28 protein-coding genes are annotated in these 14936 nt (G+C 55.1%); all 28 read right to left on the bottom strand.

Annotated features, from left to right (window positions below; translation table 11 throughout):
• Positions 1-27: 27 nt before the first annotated feature.
• The 28 genes from bfr to rplD all read right to left on the bottom strand — a co-directional run bounded on the left by bfr (position 28) and on the right by rplD (position 14928).
• Positions 28-492, bottom strand: coding sequence for a bacterioferritin (gene bfr / locus AC07R1_RS27150; RefSeq protein ID WP_011063770.1), 465 nt, complete (start codon positions 490-492; stop codon positions 28-30).
• Positions 493-647: 155 nt separating this feature from the next.
• Positions 648-2096: a catalase gene (locus AC07R1_RS27145; RefSeq protein WP_019094236.1), complete on the bottom strand. Its 1449-nt coding sequence runs from the start codon at positions 2094-2096 to the stop codon at positions 648-650.
• A 176-nt stretch (positions 2097-2272) separates the two neighbouring features.
• Positions 2273-2659: a 50S ribosomal protein L17 gene (rplQ, locus tag AC07R1_RS27140; protein WP_007924175.1), complete on the bottom strand. Its 387-nt coding sequence runs from the start codon at positions 2657-2659 to the stop codon at positions 2273-2275.
• A 42-nt stretch (positions 2660-2701) separates the two neighbouring features.
• A complete protein-coding gene (locus tag AC07R1_RS27135; protein ID WP_007970428.1) occupies positions 2702-3703 on the bottom strand; it encodes a DNA-directed RNA polymerase subunit alpha in 1002 nt (333 codons plus the stop codon).
• Between the two features lie 22 nt (positions 3704-3725).
• On the bottom strand, positions 3726-4346 hold the full coding sequence (gene rpsD, locus AC07R1_RS27130) for a 30S ribosomal protein S4 (protein ID WP_011063772.1): 621 nt from the start codon (positions 4344-4346) through the stop codon (positions 3726-3728).
• An 18-nt stretch (positions 4347-4364) separates the two neighbouring features.
• Positions 4365-4754, bottom strand: a complete 390-nt coding sequence (gene rpsK, locus AC07R1_RS27125) for a 30S ribosomal protein S11 (RefSeq protein WP_007924177.1) — start codon at positions 4752-4754, stop codon at positions 4365-4367.
• Between the two features lie 30 nt (positions 4755-4784).
• On the bottom strand, positions 4785-5141 hold the full coding sequence (gene rpsM / locus AC07R1_RS27120; RefSeq protein WP_003186020.1) for a 30S ribosomal protein S13: 357 nt from the start codon (positions 5139-5141) through the stop codon (positions 4785-4787).
• 130 nt (positions 5142-5271) lie between these two features.
• Positions 5272-5388, bottom strand: a complete 117-nt coding sequence (rpmJ, locus tag AC07R1_RS27115) for a 50S ribosomal protein L36 (protein ID WP_002555468.1) — start codon at positions 5386-5388, stop codon at positions 5272-5274.
• A 24-nt stretch (positions 5389-5412) separates the two neighbouring features.
• Complete coding sequence (gene secY / locus AC07R1_RS27110) at positions 5413-6741, bottom strand: preprotein translocase subunit SecY (RefSeq protein ID WP_003210064.1); 1329 nt, start codon at positions 6739-6741, stop codon at positions 5413-5415.
• Positions 6742-7176: a 50S ribosomal protein L15 gene (gene rplO, locus AC07R1_RS27105; RefSeq protein WP_007924183.1), complete on the bottom strand. Its 435-nt coding sequence runs from the start codon at positions 7174-7176 to the stop codon at positions 6742-6744. It lies immediately after the preceding gene.
• 3 nt (positions 7177-7179) lie between these two features.
• The gene (rpmD, locus tag AC07R1_RS27100) at positions 7180-7356 is read right to left on the bottom strand and encodes a 50S ribosomal protein L30 (RefSeq protein ID WP_003176408.1); all 177 of its coding nucleotides are present in this window, start codon (positions 7354-7356) and stop codon (positions 7180-7182) included.
• Between the two features lie 2 nt (positions 7357-7358).
• Positions 7359-7859, bottom strand: coding sequence for a 30S ribosomal protein S5 (gene rpsE, locus AC07R1_RS27095; protein WP_007924184.1), 501 nt, complete (start codon positions 7857-7859; stop codon positions 7359-7361).
• Positions 7860-7862: 3 nt separating this feature from the next.
• Positions 7863-8213: a 50S ribosomal protein L18 gene (gene rplR, locus AC07R1_RS27090; RefSeq protein ID WP_003186037.1), complete on the bottom strand. Its 351-nt coding sequence runs from the start codon at positions 8211-8213 to the stop codon at positions 7863-7865.
• Between the two features lie 10 nt (positions 8214-8223).
• Positions 8224-8757, bottom strand: a complete 534-nt coding sequence (gene rplF / locus AC07R1_RS27085) for a 50S ribosomal protein L6 (RefSeq protein ID WP_007924185.1) — start codon at positions 8755-8757, stop codon at positions 8224-8226.
• A 12-nt stretch (positions 8758-8769) separates the two neighbouring features.
• Positions 8770-9162, bottom strand: a complete 393-nt coding sequence (rpsH, locus tag AC07R1_RS27080; RefSeq protein ID WP_011063773.1) for a 30S ribosomal protein S8 — start codon at positions 9160-9162, stop codon at positions 8770-8772.
• Between the two features lie 207 nt (positions 9163-9369).
• On the bottom strand, positions 9370-9675 hold the full coding sequence (gene rpsN, locus AC07R1_RS27075) for a 30S ribosomal protein S14 (RefSeq protein WP_003228726.1): 306 nt from the start codon (positions 9673-9675) through the stop codon (positions 9370-9372).
• A gap of 13 nt (positions 9676-9688) precedes the next feature.
• On the bottom strand, positions 9689-10228 hold the full coding sequence (gene rplE, locus AC07R1_RS27070; RefSeq protein WP_003210069.1) for a 50S ribosomal protein L5: 540 nt from the start codon (positions 10226-10228) through the stop codon (positions 9689-9691).
• 20 nt (positions 10229-10248) lie between these two features.
• A complete protein-coding gene (gene rplX / locus AC07R1_RS27065) occupies positions 10249-10563 on the bottom strand; it encodes a 50S ribosomal protein L24 (RefSeq protein WP_010443924.1) in 315 nt (104 codons plus the stop codon).
• A gap of 11 nt (positions 10564-10574) precedes the next feature.
• Positions 10575-10943, bottom strand: coding sequence for a 50S ribosomal protein L14 (rplN, locus tag AC07R1_RS27060; protein ID WP_011063774.1), 369 nt, complete (start codon positions 10941-10943; stop codon positions 10575-10577).
• A gap of 23 nt (positions 10944-10966) precedes the next feature.
• Entirely contained in the window at positions 10967-11233 is a 267-nt protein-coding gene (rpsQ, locus tag AC07R1_RS27055; RefSeq protein ID WP_003194644.1) for a 30S ribosomal protein S17, read from the bottom strand.
• A gap of 2 nt (positions 11234-11235) precedes the next feature.
• Positions 11236-11427, bottom strand: a complete 192-nt coding sequence (rpmC, locus tag AC07R1_RS27050) for a 50S ribosomal protein L29 (protein ID WP_002555481.1) — start codon at positions 11425-11427, stop codon at positions 11236-11238.
• Positions 11427-11840: a 50S ribosomal protein L16 gene (rplP, locus tag AC07R1_RS27045; RefSeq protein ID WP_003228729.1), complete on the bottom strand. Its 414-nt coding sequence runs from the start codon at positions 11838-11840 to the stop codon at positions 11427-11429. Before rplP ends, rpmC begins: the two co-directional genes overlap by 1 nt.
• Positions 11841-11852: 12 nt before the next feature.
• Entirely contained in the window at positions 11853-12539 is a 687-nt protein-coding gene (gene rpsC, locus AC07R1_RS27040) for a 30S ribosomal protein S3 (protein WP_007924192.1), read from the bottom strand.
• 13 nt (positions 12540-12552) lie between these two features.
• Positions 12553-12885 (bottom strand): 50S ribosomal protein L22, encoded by a 333-nt coding sequence (gene rplV, locus AC07R1_RS27035; protein WP_003103908.1) that lies wholly within the window; start codon positions 12883-12885, stop codon positions 12553-12555.
• A gap of 13 nt (positions 12886-12898) precedes the next feature.
• Positions 12899-13174 (bottom strand): 30S ribosomal protein S19, encoded by a 276-nt coding sequence (rpsS, locus tag AC07R1_RS27030; RefSeq protein ID WP_002555486.1) that lies wholly within the window; start codon positions 13172-13174, stop codon positions 12899-12901.
• A gap of 16 nt (positions 13175-13190) precedes the next feature.
• The gene (rplB, locus tag AC07R1_RS27025) at positions 13191-14015 is read right to left on the bottom strand and encodes a 50S ribosomal protein L2 (protein ID WP_011063775.1); all 825 of its coding nucleotides are present in this window, start codon (positions 14013-14015) and stop codon (positions 13191-13193) included.
• Between the two features lie 14 nt (positions 14016-14029).
• Entirely contained in the window at positions 14030-14329 is a 300-nt protein-coding gene (gene rplW / locus AC07R1_RS27020) for a 50S ribosomal protein L23 (protein WP_002555488.1), read from the bottom strand.
• Positions 14326-14928, bottom strand: a complete 603-nt coding sequence (gene rplD, locus AC07R1_RS27015) for a 50S ribosomal protein L4 (protein WP_007924200.1) — start codon at positions 14926-14928, stop codon at positions 14326-14328. Before rplD ends, rplW begins: the two co-directional genes overlap by 4 nt.
• Positions 14929-14936: the final 8 nt, after the last annotated feature.

The following is a 14936-nucleotide window of genomic DNA, read 5'->3' as shown; positions in this document are numbered from 1 at the left end:
GCGAACAGGCAGCAACACCTAAGGCAATCAGAACTGCGATTGCAGGTAGTTCTCCAGGCCGATGGACTTGATCAGGCCCAACTGCTTCTCCAGCCAGTAGGTGTGATCTTCCTCGGTATCCGCCAGCTGGATGCGCAAGATGTCGCGGCTGACATAGTCCTTGTGCAACTCGCACAGCTCGATGCCTTTGCACAACGCGGCGCGCACCTTGTATTCCAGGCGCAGGTCGCTGGCCAGCATCTCCGGCACCGTGGTTCCGGTGTCGAGATCGTCAGGGCGCATGCGCGGAGTGCCTTCGAGCATCAGGATGCGGCGCATCAGGGCGTCGGCGTGTTGCGCCTCTTCTTCCATTTCATGGTTGATACGCTCATAGAGCTTGGTAAAGCCCCAGTCTTCGTACATCCGCGAGTGGATGAAATATTGGTCGCGTGCTGCCAGTTCGCCCGTCAGCAACGTGTTGAGGTAATCGATTACGTCCGGGTGACCTTGCATCGCCCTACATCTCCCTGCTTGAAAGTGGATAGTTTGAACCAAGCTGACTTGCAGGTCACTTAGAAACAGCTGAAAAAGTGAAGAATATCTGAGAAAACCAGTAGAAATAACGCAAAAACCGCCCGAATGAGGGCGGTTCTGCTTCTTATTTAGACTTACTTGAGCGATACACCCAAAGCTTTGGCGATGCCTTCGCCGTAAGCCGGGTCGGCCTTGTAGAAATGCTGCAACTGCCGATCAACCACATCAGCCGTCACTCCAGCCATGGCGCCGGCGATGTTATTGATCAGCAATGCCTTCTGCTCATCGTTCATCAGGCGGAACAACGCACCAGCGTGGCTGTAGTAGTCGGTGTCTTCACGATGATCGTAGCGGTCCGCAGCACCGCTGAGTGCCAGGGCCGGCTCGGCATAACGTGGAGCCTGCTTCGGCGCATCGCCATAGCTGTTGGGCTCGTAGTTAGGCGCCGCACCACCATTGGTACCGAAAGCCATGGAGCCGTCGCGCTGGTAGCTGTTCACCGGGCTCAATGGAGCGTTCACCGGCAACTGTTGGTGGTTGGTACCCACACGGTAGCGATGCGCGTCGGCGTATGCGAATACCCGGCCTTGCAGCATGCGGTCCGGCGAAAGACCTACCCCAGGTACCATGTTGCTAGGGCCGAATGCAGCCTGCTCGACCTCTGCAAAGTAATTCAACGGGTTGCGGTTCAGTTCCAGCTCACCCACTTCGATCAACGGGAACTCTTTCTGCGACCAGGTCTTGGTCACATCGAAGGGGTTCTCGTAATGCGCGGCGGCTTGAGCTTCGGTCATGACCTGGATGCACACGCTCCATTTCGGAAACTCACCGCGCTCGATCGCATTGAACAGGTCGCGCTGGGCGTAATCAGGATCGGTACCGGCCAGGCGCGCTGCGTCAGCCGGCGCCAGGTTCTTGATGCCCTGCTTGGTCTTGTAGTGCCACTTGACCCAGTGCCGCTCACCCTTGGCGTTGATCAGGCTGTAGGTGTGGCTGCCAAAGCCATGCATGTGGCGGTAGCCGTCCGGAATACCCCGATCGGAAAACAGAATGGTTACCTGGTGCAGCGCCTCGGGCGAATGGGACCAGAAATCCCACATCATCTGGGCACTTTTCAGATTGCTCTGGGGCAAGCGCTTCTGGGTGTGGATAAAGTCGGGAAACTTCAGCGGGTCGCGAATGAAGAACACCGGGGTGTTGTTGCCTACGATGTCCCAGTTGCCTTCTTCGGTGTAGAACTTGAGGGCAAAGCCGCGTGGGTCCCGCTCGGTGTCTGCCGAACCACGCTCGCCGCCTACCGTGGAAAAACGCAGGAAGGTCGGAGTCTTCTTGCCTACCGCCTCAAACAACTTGGCGCTGGTGTACTCGGTGATATCACGAGAAACGGTGAAAGTGCCATAGGCGCCTGAACCCTTGGCGTGCACGCGACGCTCGGGAATATTCTCGCGGTTGAAATGGGCGAGCTTTTCGATCAGGTGAAAATCGTCGAGAAGCAGAGGGCCCCGGGGGCCGGCGGAACGAGAGTTCTGGTTATCAGCGACAGGAGCGCCACTTGCGGTAGTAAGAGTTTTGGTCTGGCTCATGCTCAATCTTCCTCTGTCAGTCTGTGAAACTGCCGGCTAATCGGCTGACAAAGAGTATTGACCACCAGTGTTACAACATCCAATGCATTACACATTAGCTAACGATAGAAATATCCAATATAGGCAGACACAAAAAACCGGGCGCTAGGCCCGGTTCCTTGTTTCAGACTGACGTCTTACTCAGCGGATACAGCTTCACCGCCGACAGCACGATCAACCAGTTCAACGTACGCCATAGGAGCGTTGTCGCCAGCGCGGAAACCGCACTTGAGGATGCGCAGGTAGCCACCCTCACGGGTAGCGTAGCGCTTGCCCAGGTCGTTGAAGAGCTTACCAACGATAGCTTTCGAACGGGTACGGTCGAAAGCCAGACGGCGGTTAGCCAGGCTGTCTGTCTTGGCCAAAGTGATCAGCGGCTCGGCAACGCGGCGCAGTTCTTTAGCTTTCGGCAGTGTAGTTTTGATCAGCTCGTGCTCGAACAGCGACACCGCCATGTTCTGGAACATGGCCTTGCGGTGCGAGCTGGTGCGGCTCAGGTGACGCCCACTTTTACGATGACGCATGGTTCATTCCTTACCAAACACAACGTTCGGTGATTACGACGATCAGGCAGTCGCCTTGTCGTCCTTCTTAAGACTTGCAGGCGGCCAGTTGTCGAGGCGCATGCCGAGGGACAGACCGCGGGAGGCCAGAACGTCCTTGATTTCAGTCAAGGATTTCTTGCCCAGGTTCGGAGTCTTCAACAGTTCTACTTCGGTACGCTGAATCAGGTCGCCGATGTAGTAAATGTTTTCCGCCTTAAGGCAGTTAGCCGAACGTACAGTCAGTTCCAGATCGTCAACCGGGCGAAGCAGGATCGGATCGATCTCGTCTTCCTGCTCGACTACCACTGGCTCACTGTCACCCTTGAGGTCGACGAACGCAGCCAACTGCTGTTGCAGGATGGTTGCAGCACGACGGATAGCCTCTTCAGGATCCAGAGTACCGTTGGTTTCCAGATCAATAACCAGCTTGTCCAGGTTAGTACGCTGCTCGACACGGGCGTTTTCCACCACGTATGCGATACGGCGAACCGGGCTGAACGAAGAGTCGAGCTGCAAGCGACCAATGCTGCGGCTTTCGTCTTCATCGCTCTGACGCGAGTCGGCCGGTTCATAACCACGACCACGAGCTACTACGAGCTTCATGTTCAGGGCGCCGTTAGACGCCAGGTTAGCGATTACGTGATCGGGATTAACGATCTCGACATCATGATCCAGCTGAATATCGGCAGCGGTAACCACCCCCGAACCCTTCTTCGACAAGGTCAGCGTAACTTCGTCACGGCCGTGCAGCTTGATAGCCAGACCTTTAAGGTTCAACAGGATTTCAATTACGTCTTCCTGTACACCTTCGATGGCGCTGTACTCGTGGAGCACACCGTCAATCTCGGCCTCGACTACTGCACAGCCGGGCATTGAGGACAACAGGATGCGGCGCAGCGCGTTGCCCAGGGTGTGGCCAAAACCACGCTCGAGAGGCTCGAGGGTGATCTTGGCGCGGGTTGGACTGACAACCTGCACATCAATGTGGCGGGGTGTCAGGAACTCATTTACCGAAATCTGCATGGATGCACCTATTTTCTAGCCCTTACTTGGAGTAGAGCTCGACAATCAGGCTTTCGTTGATGTCGGCGGACAGATCACTGCGAGCTGGAACGTTCTTGAAAACGCCCGACTTCTTCTCAGTGTCTACTTCTACCCATTCTACGCGGCCACGTTGAGCACACAGATCGAGAGCTTGGACAATGCGAAGTTGATTTTTTGCTTTCTCGCGAACAGCGACCACGTCACCAGCACGAACCTGGTAGGACGGAACGTTAACGGTCTGACCGTTTACGCTGATCGACTTGTGCGATACCAACTGACGGGATTCGGCACGAGTAGAACCGAAGCCCATGCGGTACACAACGTTGTCCAGACGGCATTCGAGCAGTTGCAACAGGTTTTCACCGGTTGCGCCCTTCTTGCCAGCTGCTTGTTTGTAGTAGCCGCTGAATTGACGCTCGAGTACGCCGTAGATACGACGAACTTTTTGCTTTTCACGCAGCTGGGTGCCGTAGTCGGATTGACGACCGCGACGCTGGCCGTGGATGCCAGGAGCTGCTTCGATGTTGCACTTGGATTCGATAGCGCGCACGCCGCTCTTCAGGAAGAGATCGGTGCCTTCGCGACGAGCCAGTTTGCATTTTGGACCAATGTAACGAGCCATTCTTTACAATCTCCTGGATTACACGCGGCGCTTCTTCGGCGGACGGCACCCGTTGTGCGGGATTGGCGTCACGTCGGTGATGCTGGCGATCTTGTAGCCACAGCCGTTCAAAGCGCGGACTGCGGATTCACGACCTGGACCTGGACCCTTGACGTTGACGTCGAGGTTTTTCAGGCCATATTCCAGCGCAGCTTGACCAGCACGCTCAGCAGCTACCTGAGCAGCGAACGGGGTGGACTTGCGAGAACCGCGGAAACCCGAACCACCGGAGGTTGCCCAGGAAAGAGCGTTACCTTGACGGTCGGTGATGGTCACGATGGTGTTGTTGAAAGACGCGTGGATGTGGGCGATGCCATCAACCACTGTCTTTTTAATCTTTTTACGAGGACGAGCAGCAGGTTTTGCCATGACTAAATTCCTGTCGATTCGCTGGTGCGATTACTTGCGGATCGGCTTACGCGGACCTTTGCGAGTACGCGCGTTGGTCTTGGTACGCTGACCGCGCACTGGAAGACCACGACGATGGCGCAGACCGCGGTAGCAGCCCAGATCCATCAAGCGTTTGATTTTCATGTTGATTTCGCGACGCAGGTCACCTTCAGTGGTGAACTTCGCCACTTCGCCACGCAGCTGTTCAATTTGCTCGTCGCTCAGATCCTTGATCTTCGCAGCTGGGTTGACCCCAGTCACCGCGCAGATTTTCTGCGCAGTAGTGCGACCAACACCATAGATGTAGGTCAGCGAGATAACAGTATGCTTGTTATCTGGAATGTTAACGCCTGCAATACGGGCCATTCAGTGGGACTCCAATTGACAGCTACCTACGCCCCGGAAGCCAAGAAATAGGGCGCGAGATAATATCGCTGTAATAACAAATAATCAACCCGGCAGCGCACTAGCTGCCGGGCTTGAAGCACAATCACACTCAGCCTTGGCGCTGTTTGTGACGCGGTTCCGCGCTGCAAATTACTCGAACAACACCTTCGCGGCGAATAATCTTGCAGTTACGGCACAGCTTTTTCACCGATGCACGAACTTTCATCACCAACTCCTCGAACCTTATGGATTAGCGCAGCATGCCGCTGCCGTAACCCTTCAGGTTGGCTTTCTTCATCAGGGATTCGTACTGGTGGGAAACGAGGTGCGATTGTACTTGCGACATAAAGTCCATAACAACCACGACCACGATCAGCAACGAGGTCCCGCCAAGGTAGAACGGAACGTTTGCAGCAACCACCAGGAACTGGGGCAACAGGCAGACGGCCGTCATATATAGAGCACCGAACATGGTCAAACGAGTCAGAACGCCATCAATGTAGCGCGCCGACTGCTCACCTGGACGGATGCCCGGAATAAAGGCACCGGACTTCTTCAGGTTTTCCGCTACGTCTTTCGGATTGAACATCAACGCCGTATAGAAGAAGCAGAAGAAAATAATCCCTGCACTAAACAGCAGAATATTCAACGGCTGACCAGGAGCGATCGACTGCGAGATGTCCTGCAACCAGCCCATACCTTCAGACTGACCGAACCAGGCACCCAACGAAGCCGGAAACAGCAAAATGCTGCTCGCGAAGATAGCAGGAATAACACCGGCCATATTCACTTTCAGCGGCAAGTGGCTGGTCTGCGCAGCAAATACCTTGCGGCCCTGCTGACGCTTGGCGTAATGAACAGCAATACGACGCTGACCACGCTCAATGAACACCACAAAACCGATAATCGCTACTGCCAGCAAACCGATCGCAACCAGGGCAAAAATGTTGATATCACCCTGACGTGCAGACTCGAAAGACTGCCCGATCGCTCTCGGAAGACCGGCGACGATACCTGCGAAAATCAACATCGAGATACCGTTGCCAACACCACGCTCAGTAATCTGCTCACCCAGCCACATCATGAACATCGCACCAGCCACAAAAGTGGATACCGCGACGAAATGGAAGCCAAAGTCACCAGTGAACGCAACACCCTGACCCGCCAAGCCAACGGACATGCCGATAGCTTGAACCAGGGCCAGGATGACAGTGCCGTAGCGGGTGTACTGGCTGATCTTGCGACGGCCAGCTTCACCTTCCTTCTTCAACTGCTCCAACTGCGGGCTGACGGCTGTCATCAGCTGCATGATGATCGATGCCGAGATATACGGCATGATCCCCAGTGCAAAGATGCTCATCCGTTCCAGCGCGCCGCCGGAAAACATGTTGAACAAGCTAAGAATGGTCCCCTCATTCTGTCGAAACAGGTCCGCGAGTCGGTCAGGGTTGATACCTGGAACCGGGATGTGTGCGCCTATTCGGTAGACGATAATCGCCAAGAACAGAAAACGCAGACGAGCCCAAAGTTCAGACATACCGCCTTTGCCGAGCGCAGAGAGAGCACCTTGCTTAGCCATTTATTCCTCGAACTTGCCGCCAGCTGCTTCGATAGCCGCACGCGCACCTTTGGTGGCTGCGATACCCTTGATGGTCACAGCGCGAGTAACTTCGCCGGACAGCATGATTTTCACACGCTGAACGTTTTGGTTAATCACGTTGGCATCTTTCAGGGACTGCACGGTGACGATGTCGCCTTCCACTTTAGCCAGCTCGGACAGACGCACTTCTGCGCGATCCATGGCCTTCAGGGAAACGAAACCGAACTTCGGCAGGCGACGATGCAGCGGCTGTTGACCGCCTTCAAAGCCTGGAGCAATGGTGCCACCGGAGCGGGAAGTCTGACCTTTGTGGCCACGGCCACCAGTCTTACCCAAACCACTACCGATACCACGGCCCGGACGATGCTTTTCGCGACGGGAACCCGGCGCTGGACTCAGATCATTGAGTTTCATCGATTAACCCTCGACACGCAGCATGTAGTAAGCCTTGTTGATCATCCCGCGATTCTCGGGAGTATCCTGGACTTCTACAGTGTGACCGATGCGACGCAGACCCAGACCCTTAACGCACAGTTTGTGGTTAGGGATACGGCCGGTCATGCTTTTGATCAGCGTTACTTTTACGGTAGCCATGATCAGATGATCTCCTGGACGCTTTTGCCACGCTTGGCGGCAATGGATTCAGGGGACTGCATTGCTTTCAAACCCTTGAAAGTGGCGTGAACCACGTTTACTGGGTTAGTCGAGCCGTAGCACTTGGCCAGAACGTTCTGAACGCCAGCTACCTCGAGGACAGCACGCATAGCGCCGCCAGCGATGATACCGGTACCTTCAGAAGCAGGCTGCATGTACACCTTGGAAGCGCCGTGAGCGGACTTCATTGCGTACTGCAGAGTGGTGCCGTTCAGGTCAACTTGGATCATGTTGCGGCGAGCAGCTTCCATTGCCTTCTGGATCGCAGCAGGCACTTCACGCGACTTGCCACGGCCGAAGCCAACACGGCCCTTACCATCACCAACCACGGTCAACGCGGTGAAAGTGAAGATACGGCCGCCTTTTACGGTTTTGGCTACGCGGTTAACTTGAACCAGCTTCTCGATGTAGCCTTCGTCGCGCTTTTGGTCGTTATTTGACATAACTTAGAACTCCAGCCCAGCTTCACGAGCAGCATCAGCCAGCGCCTTGACGCGGCCGTGGTACTTGAAGCCAGAGCGGTCGAAAGCCACCTGCGAGACGCCAGCGGCTTTCGCACGCGTAGCGACCAGCTGGCCAACCTTAGTGGCCGCGTCGATGTTGCCAGTGGCGCCATCACGCAGTTCTTTATCCAAAGTCGAGGCACTTGCCAGGACTTTGTTGCCGTCGGCCGAAATGACCTGGGCGTAGATGTGCTGCGAAGAGCGGAACACGCAGAGACGCACGACTTCGAGTTCGTGCATTTTCAGGCGTGCTTTGCGAGCGCGACGCAGTCGAGTAACTTTTTTGTCGGTCATTTGCTATGCCCTACTTCTTCTTGGCTTCTTTACGACGGACGACTTCGTCCGCGTAGCGCACACCTTTGCCTTTGTAAGGCTCTGGTGGACGGAAGTCGCGGATCTCAGCGGCCACTTGACCTACCAGCTGCTTATCGATGCCCTTGATCAGGATATCGGTCTGGCTAGGAGTCTCAGCGGTGATGCCTTCCGGCAGTTCGTAATCCACTGGATGCGAGAAGCCGAGGGCCAGGTTCAGCACTGTGCCTTTTGCCTGTGCCTTGTAACCAACACCGACCAGCTGGAGCTTACGCTCGAAGCCTTGGCTTACGCCTTGGACCATGTTGTTTACCAGAGCACGAGTGGTACCGGCCATTGCGCGAGTTTGTTGGTCGCCGTTGCGAGCAGCGAAACGCAGCTCACCAGCTTCCTGAACAATTTCAACGGACGAGTGTACGTTCAGTTCGAGAGTGCCCTTGGCACCCTTCACCGAAAGCTGTTGGCCGGCGAATTTGACTTCGACACCAGCTGGCAGCTTAACGGGGTTCTTAGCGACGCGAGACATGCTTATCCCCCCTTAGAACACAGTGCAAAGAACTTCGCCGCCGACACCGGCAGCGCGCGCAGCACGATCAGTCATCACACCTTTGTTGGTGGAGACGATAGACACGCCAAGACCGCCACGTACTTTCGGCAGTTCTTCAACGGACTTGTACTGACGCAGGCCTGGACGGCTAACGCGCTTCACTTCTTCGATGACCGGACGGCCTTCGAAGTACTTCAGCTCGATGGACAGCAGAGGTTTGATTTCGCTGCTGATCTGATAACCCGCGATGTAACCTTCGTCCTTCAGGACTTTTGCTACAGCCACCTTCAGCGTGGAAGACGGCATGCTTACGACGGACTTTTCAGCCATCTGGGCATTACGGATTCGAGTTAGCATGTCCGCTAACGGGTCCTGCATACTCATGGGCTAGATGCTCCTGATACAAAAAGAATTAGCCTTGCGGCTACAACTGTCGCCGAGAAATTCCGGGCAAAAAACACGGGCTCAGGCGAGCCGGTCATTCTAGACACACCCCAGAAATGAATCAAGCCCCAAAAGGGGCTTGATTCACGTTCAAGGCCACCGGCGATCGGGATCTTGCGAGCCCGAACACCGAGACTTTGATAGCTATTACCAGCTGGCTTTAACCAGACCTGGTACGTCACCACGCATTGCAGCTTCACGCAGCTTGTTACGGCCCAGGCCGAACTTGCGGTAAACGCCGTGCGGACGACCAGTCAGGCGGCAGCGGTTACGCATGCGCGAAGCGCTTGCATCACGTGGCTGCTTCTGCAGAGCTACGGTAGCTTCCCAACGAGCTTCTGGACTTGCGTTCAGATCCACGATGATAGCTTTCAGCGCTGCACGCTTGGTGGCGTACTTGGCAACGGTGAGCTGACGCTTCAGCTCACGGTTCTTCATGCTCTTCTTGGCCATTTTCCTACTCCAATCAGTTGCGGAACGGGAATTTGAAAGCACGCAGCAGAGCGCGGCCTTCGTCATCGTTCTTAGCAGTGGTGGTCAGGGTAATGTCCAGACCGCGGAGAGCATCGATCTTGTCGTAATCGATTTCCGGGAAAATGATCTGCTCTTTAACGCCCATGCTGTAGTTGCCACGACCGTCGAAGGACTTGGCATTCAGGCCGCGGAAGTCGCGAACCCGAGGCAGGGAGATCGACAGCAGACGATCCAGGAACTCGTACATACGCTCACGGCGCAGGGTCACTTTGACGCCGATCGGCCATCCTTCGCGGACTTTGAAGCCAGCGATGGATTTACGAGCGTAGGTCACAACGACTTTCTGGCCGGTGATCTTTTCCAGGTCAGCAACAGCATGCTCGATGACTTTTTTGTCGCCGATTGCTTCGCCCAGACCCATGTTCAGGGTGATTTTGGTAACGCGCGGAACTTCCATCACGTTCGAAAGCTTAAGTTCTTCCTTAAGTTTCGGAGCGATTTCCTTCCGGTAAATCTCTTTTAGTCGTGCCATGGTCTTCTACCTAGCAGTGTTCAAGCATCAACCGCTTTTTGGGTCGACTTGAAGACACGAATTTTTTTGCCGTCTTCTACTTTGAAACCAACGCGGTCAGCCTTGTTGGTTTCGCTGTTGAAAATGGCGACGTTGGAAGCGTGCAGTGGCGCTTCTTTCTCGACGATACCGCCCTGTACGCCCGACATCGGGTTAGGCTTGGTATGACGCTTGACCAGGTTCAGGCCACCGACGACCAGACGGTCGTCAGCCAGAACCTTAAGCACCTTACCGCGCTTACCTTTGTCTTTGCCGGCGATCACGATGATCTCGTCGTCACGACGAATCTTTTGCATGTCGGATCTCCTTACAGCACTTCTGGGGCGAGCGAGACGATCTTCATGAACTTCTCGTTGCGAAGTTCACGGGTCACTGGCCCAAAGATACGGGTGCCGATCGGCTCTTGCTTGTTGTTCAACAGAACAGCAGCGTTGCCATCAAAGCGGATGATGGAGCCGTCTGCACGACGAACACCATGGCGAGTGCGGACTACAACAGCAGTCATCACTTGGCCTTTTTTCACTTTACCGCGAGGAATTGCTTCCTTGACGGTAACTTTGATGATGTCACCGATACCAGCGTAACGACGATGGGAGCCACCCAGCACCTTGATGCACATAACGCGGCGAGCGCCGCTGTTATCGGCCACATCGAGCATGGATTGAGTCTGAATCATATAATTTCTCCGACCCCTAGCCCTTAGACTTCCACAGCGCGTTCGAGAACATCAACCAGGGCCCAAGACTTGGTCTTGGCCATCGGACGAGTTTCACGAATAGTGACTTTGTCGCCGATGTGGCACTGATTGGTTTCGTCGTGCGCGTGCAGCTTAGTCGAACGCTTAACGTATTTACCGTAGATAGGGTGCTTAACGCGACGCTCGATCAGAACGGTGATGGTCTTGTCCATCTTGTCGCTGACAACACGGCCAGTCAGCGTACGGACAGTTTTTTCGGCTTCAGCCATGATTACTTACCTGCCTGCTGGTTGAGCACAGTCTTCACGCGAGCGATGTCACGCTTAACTTGCGAGAGCAGATGAGACTGCCCCAACTGGCCAGTTGCTTTCTGCATACGCAGATTGAACTGGTCGCGCAGCAGGCCGAGCAGTTGCTCGTTCAGCTGCTGTGCGGATTTTTCACGAAGTTCATTCGCTTTCATCACATCACCGTCCGTTTAACAAAGGAGGTGGCGAGCGGCAGCTTTGCAGCAGCCAGGGCGAAAGCCTCACGCGCCAGCTCTTCAGAAACACCCTCGATTTCATACAGGACTTTGCCTGGCTGAATCTGGGCTACCCAGTATTCGACGTTACCCTTACCTTTACCCATCCGAACTTCGAGAGGCTTTTTGGAAATAGGCTTGTCCGGGAATACACGGATCCAGATCTTGCCACCACGTTTTACGTGACGGGTCAGAGCACGACGCGCTGACTCGATCTGACGAGCGGTGAGACGACCACGAGCAACAGACTTCAGCGCGAACTCGCCGAAGCTGACTTTGCTACCGCGCAATGCCAGACCACGGTTGTGGCCGGTCATTTGCTTGCGGAACTTCGTACGCTTTGGTTGCAACATTTGGCGTACCCCTTACTTAGCAGCTTTTTTACGAGGCGCAGGTGCTTGCGGCTTCAGCTCTTCTTGGCGACCACCAATTACTTCGCCTTTGAAGATCCAAACCTTCACACCGATCACACCGTAAGTGGTGTGAGCTTCGTAGGTGGCATAGTCGATATCGGCACGCAGGGTGTGCAGTGGCACACGACCTTCGCGATACCATTCAGTACGTGCGATTTCAGCACCGCCGAGACGACCGCTCACTTGGATTTTGATGCCTTTGGCACCAATGCGCATGGCGTTCTGTACGGCGCGCTTCATAGCACGACGGAACATTACGCGGCGCTCCAGCTGCTGAGCTACGCTCTGCGCAACCAGCATACCGTCGAGCTCCGGCTTGCGGATCTCTTCGATATTGATGTGCACAGGCACACCCATTTGCTTGGTCAGGTCCTGACGCAGCTTCTCAACATCTTCACCTTTCTTGCCGATCACGATGCCGGGACGAGCGGTGTGGATGGTGATGCGTGCAGTTTGAGCCGGACGATGGATATCGATACGGCTTACGGACGCGCTTTTTAGTTTGTCTTGGAGATACTCACGCACATTCAGATCTGCGAGCAAATAGTCCGCATAAGTCCGACCGTCTGCGTACCAGACGGAGGTGTGCTCCTTGACGATTCCCAGGCGAATGCCAATGGGATGTACTTTCTGACCCATCTCTTCGACTCCGTTACTTGTCAGCAACCTTGACAGTGATATGGCAAGACCGCTTGACGATGCGATCAGCACGGCCTTTGGCACGTGGCATGATGCGCTTCAGCGAACGCCCTTCGTTGACGAAAACGGTGGAGACCTTCAGGTCATCAACGTCTGCGCCTTCGTTATGCTCGGCGTTGGCTACGGCCGACTCCAGCACTTTCTTCATGATCTCGGCGGCTTTCTTACTGCTGAAAGCCAACAGGTTGAGCGCTTCGCCCACCTTCTTCCCGCGGATCTGGTCGGCGACCAAGCGGGCTTTCTGGGCGGAGATTCGAGCGCCCGACAACTTAGCGGCTACTTCCATCATTCCTTACCCCTTAACGCTTGGCTTTCTTGTCAGCCACGTGCCCGCGATATGTACGGGTACCGGCGAACTCGCCCAGTTTGTGGCCGACCATGTCTTCGTTCACGAGAACTGGAACATGCTGACGACCGTTATGCACAGCAATGGTCAGACCGACCATTTGTGGCAGGATCATGGAACGGCGCGACCAGGTCTTAACTGGTTTGCGATCGTTCTTTTCCGCCGCCACTTCGATCTTCTTCAGTAGGTGAAGATCAATAAAAGGACCTTTTTTCAGAGAACGTGGCACTGTCGTATCCCTCTATTTACTTGCGACGACGGACGATCATTTTGTCGGTACGCTTATTACCACGAGTCTTCGCGCCCTTAGTCGGGAAGCCCCATGGCGATACCGGATGACGACCACCAGAGGTACGACCTTCACCACCACCATGTGGGTGGTCAACCGGGTTCATGGCAACACCACGAACGGTTGGGCGAACGCCACGCCAGCGTTTGGCACCAGCTTTACCCAGCGAACGCAGGCTGTGCTCGGAGTTCGAGACTTCGCCCAGGGTCGCGCGGCATTCAGCCAGCACTTTACGCATCTCACCAGAACGCAGACGCAGGGTCACGTAGACACCTTCACGAGCGACCAGCTGAGCCGAAGCACCAGCCGAACGAGCGATTTGCGCGCCTTTACCTGGCTTCAGTTCGATGCCGTGTACGGTGCTACCAACTGGAATGTTGCGCAGTTGCAGAGCGTTGCCCGGCTTGATCGGTGCCAGAGCACCTGCGATCAGCTGGTCGCCAGCGCTCACGCCTTTAGGGGCGATGATGTAGCGACGCTCGCCATCTGCGTACAGCAGCAGAGCGATGTGAGCAGTACGGTTTGGATCGTATTCGATACGCTCGACAGTGGCAGCGATGCCATCTTTGTCGTTGCGACGGAAGTCGACCAGACGGTAATGCTGCTTATGACCACCACCAACGTGACGAGTGGTAATGCGGCCATTGTTGTTACGACCACCAGACTTCGATTTCTTCTCGAGCAGCGGTGCGTGAGGAGCGCCTTTATGCAGCTCCTGGTTGACCACCTTGACCACAAAACGGCGGCCAGGGGAAGTCGGTTTGCATTTAACGATTGCCATGATGCACCCCTTCCTTACTCAGCACTGCTGCTGAAATCGAGATCTTGGCCTGGCTGAAGGGAGATAACTGCCTTCTTCCAGTCATTACGCTTGCCCAGACCGCGAGCGGTACGCTTGCTCTTACCCAGAACGTTCAGGGTAGTAACGCGTTCCACTTTCACGCTGAACAGGCTTTCGACGGCCTTCTTGATTTCCAGCTTGGTTGCGTCAGTAGCAACCTTGAAAACGAACTGGCCTTTCTTGTCTGCCAGAACCGTAGCCTTCTCGGAAACGTGCGGGCCAAGCAGAACTTTAAATACGCGTTCCTGGTTCATCCCAGCAGCTCCTCGAATTTCTTCACGGCCGACACAGTGATCAACACTTTGTCGTATGCGATCAGACTAACTGGATCGGAACCTTGCACGTCACGAACATCAACGTGTGGCAGGTTACGAGCAGCCAGGTACAGGTTCTGATCAACAGCGTCCGACACGATCAGAACGTCGGTCAGGCTCATGTTGTTCAGCTTGCCCAGCAGATCTTTGGTTTTCGGAGTTTCAACAGCGAAATCCTGAACCACGACCAGACGATCAGTACGCACCAGCTCAGCAAGGATGGAACGCATTGCTGCGCGATACATCTTCTTGTTCAGCTTCTGGGAGTGATCCTGAGGACGAGCTGCGAAAGTGGTACCGCCGCCACGCCAGATTGGGCTACGGATAGTACCGGCACGAGCACGGCCAGTACCTTTCTGACGCCATGGGCGCTTGCCGCCACCGGAAACGTCGGAACGGGTCTTTTGCTGCTTGCTACCTTGACGGCCGCCGGCCATGTAGGCCACGACTGCTTGGTGAACCAGCGTCTCGTTGAATTCGCCGCCAAATGTCAGTTCGGAAACTTCGATCGCTTGAGCGTCATTTACATTTAATTGCATGTCAGCTT

The sequence above is a fragment of the Pseudomonas sp. GW821-FHT07F01 genome, from assembly GCF_059418825.1.
This window is presented reverse-complemented; position numbering and strand designations above follow the sequence as displayed.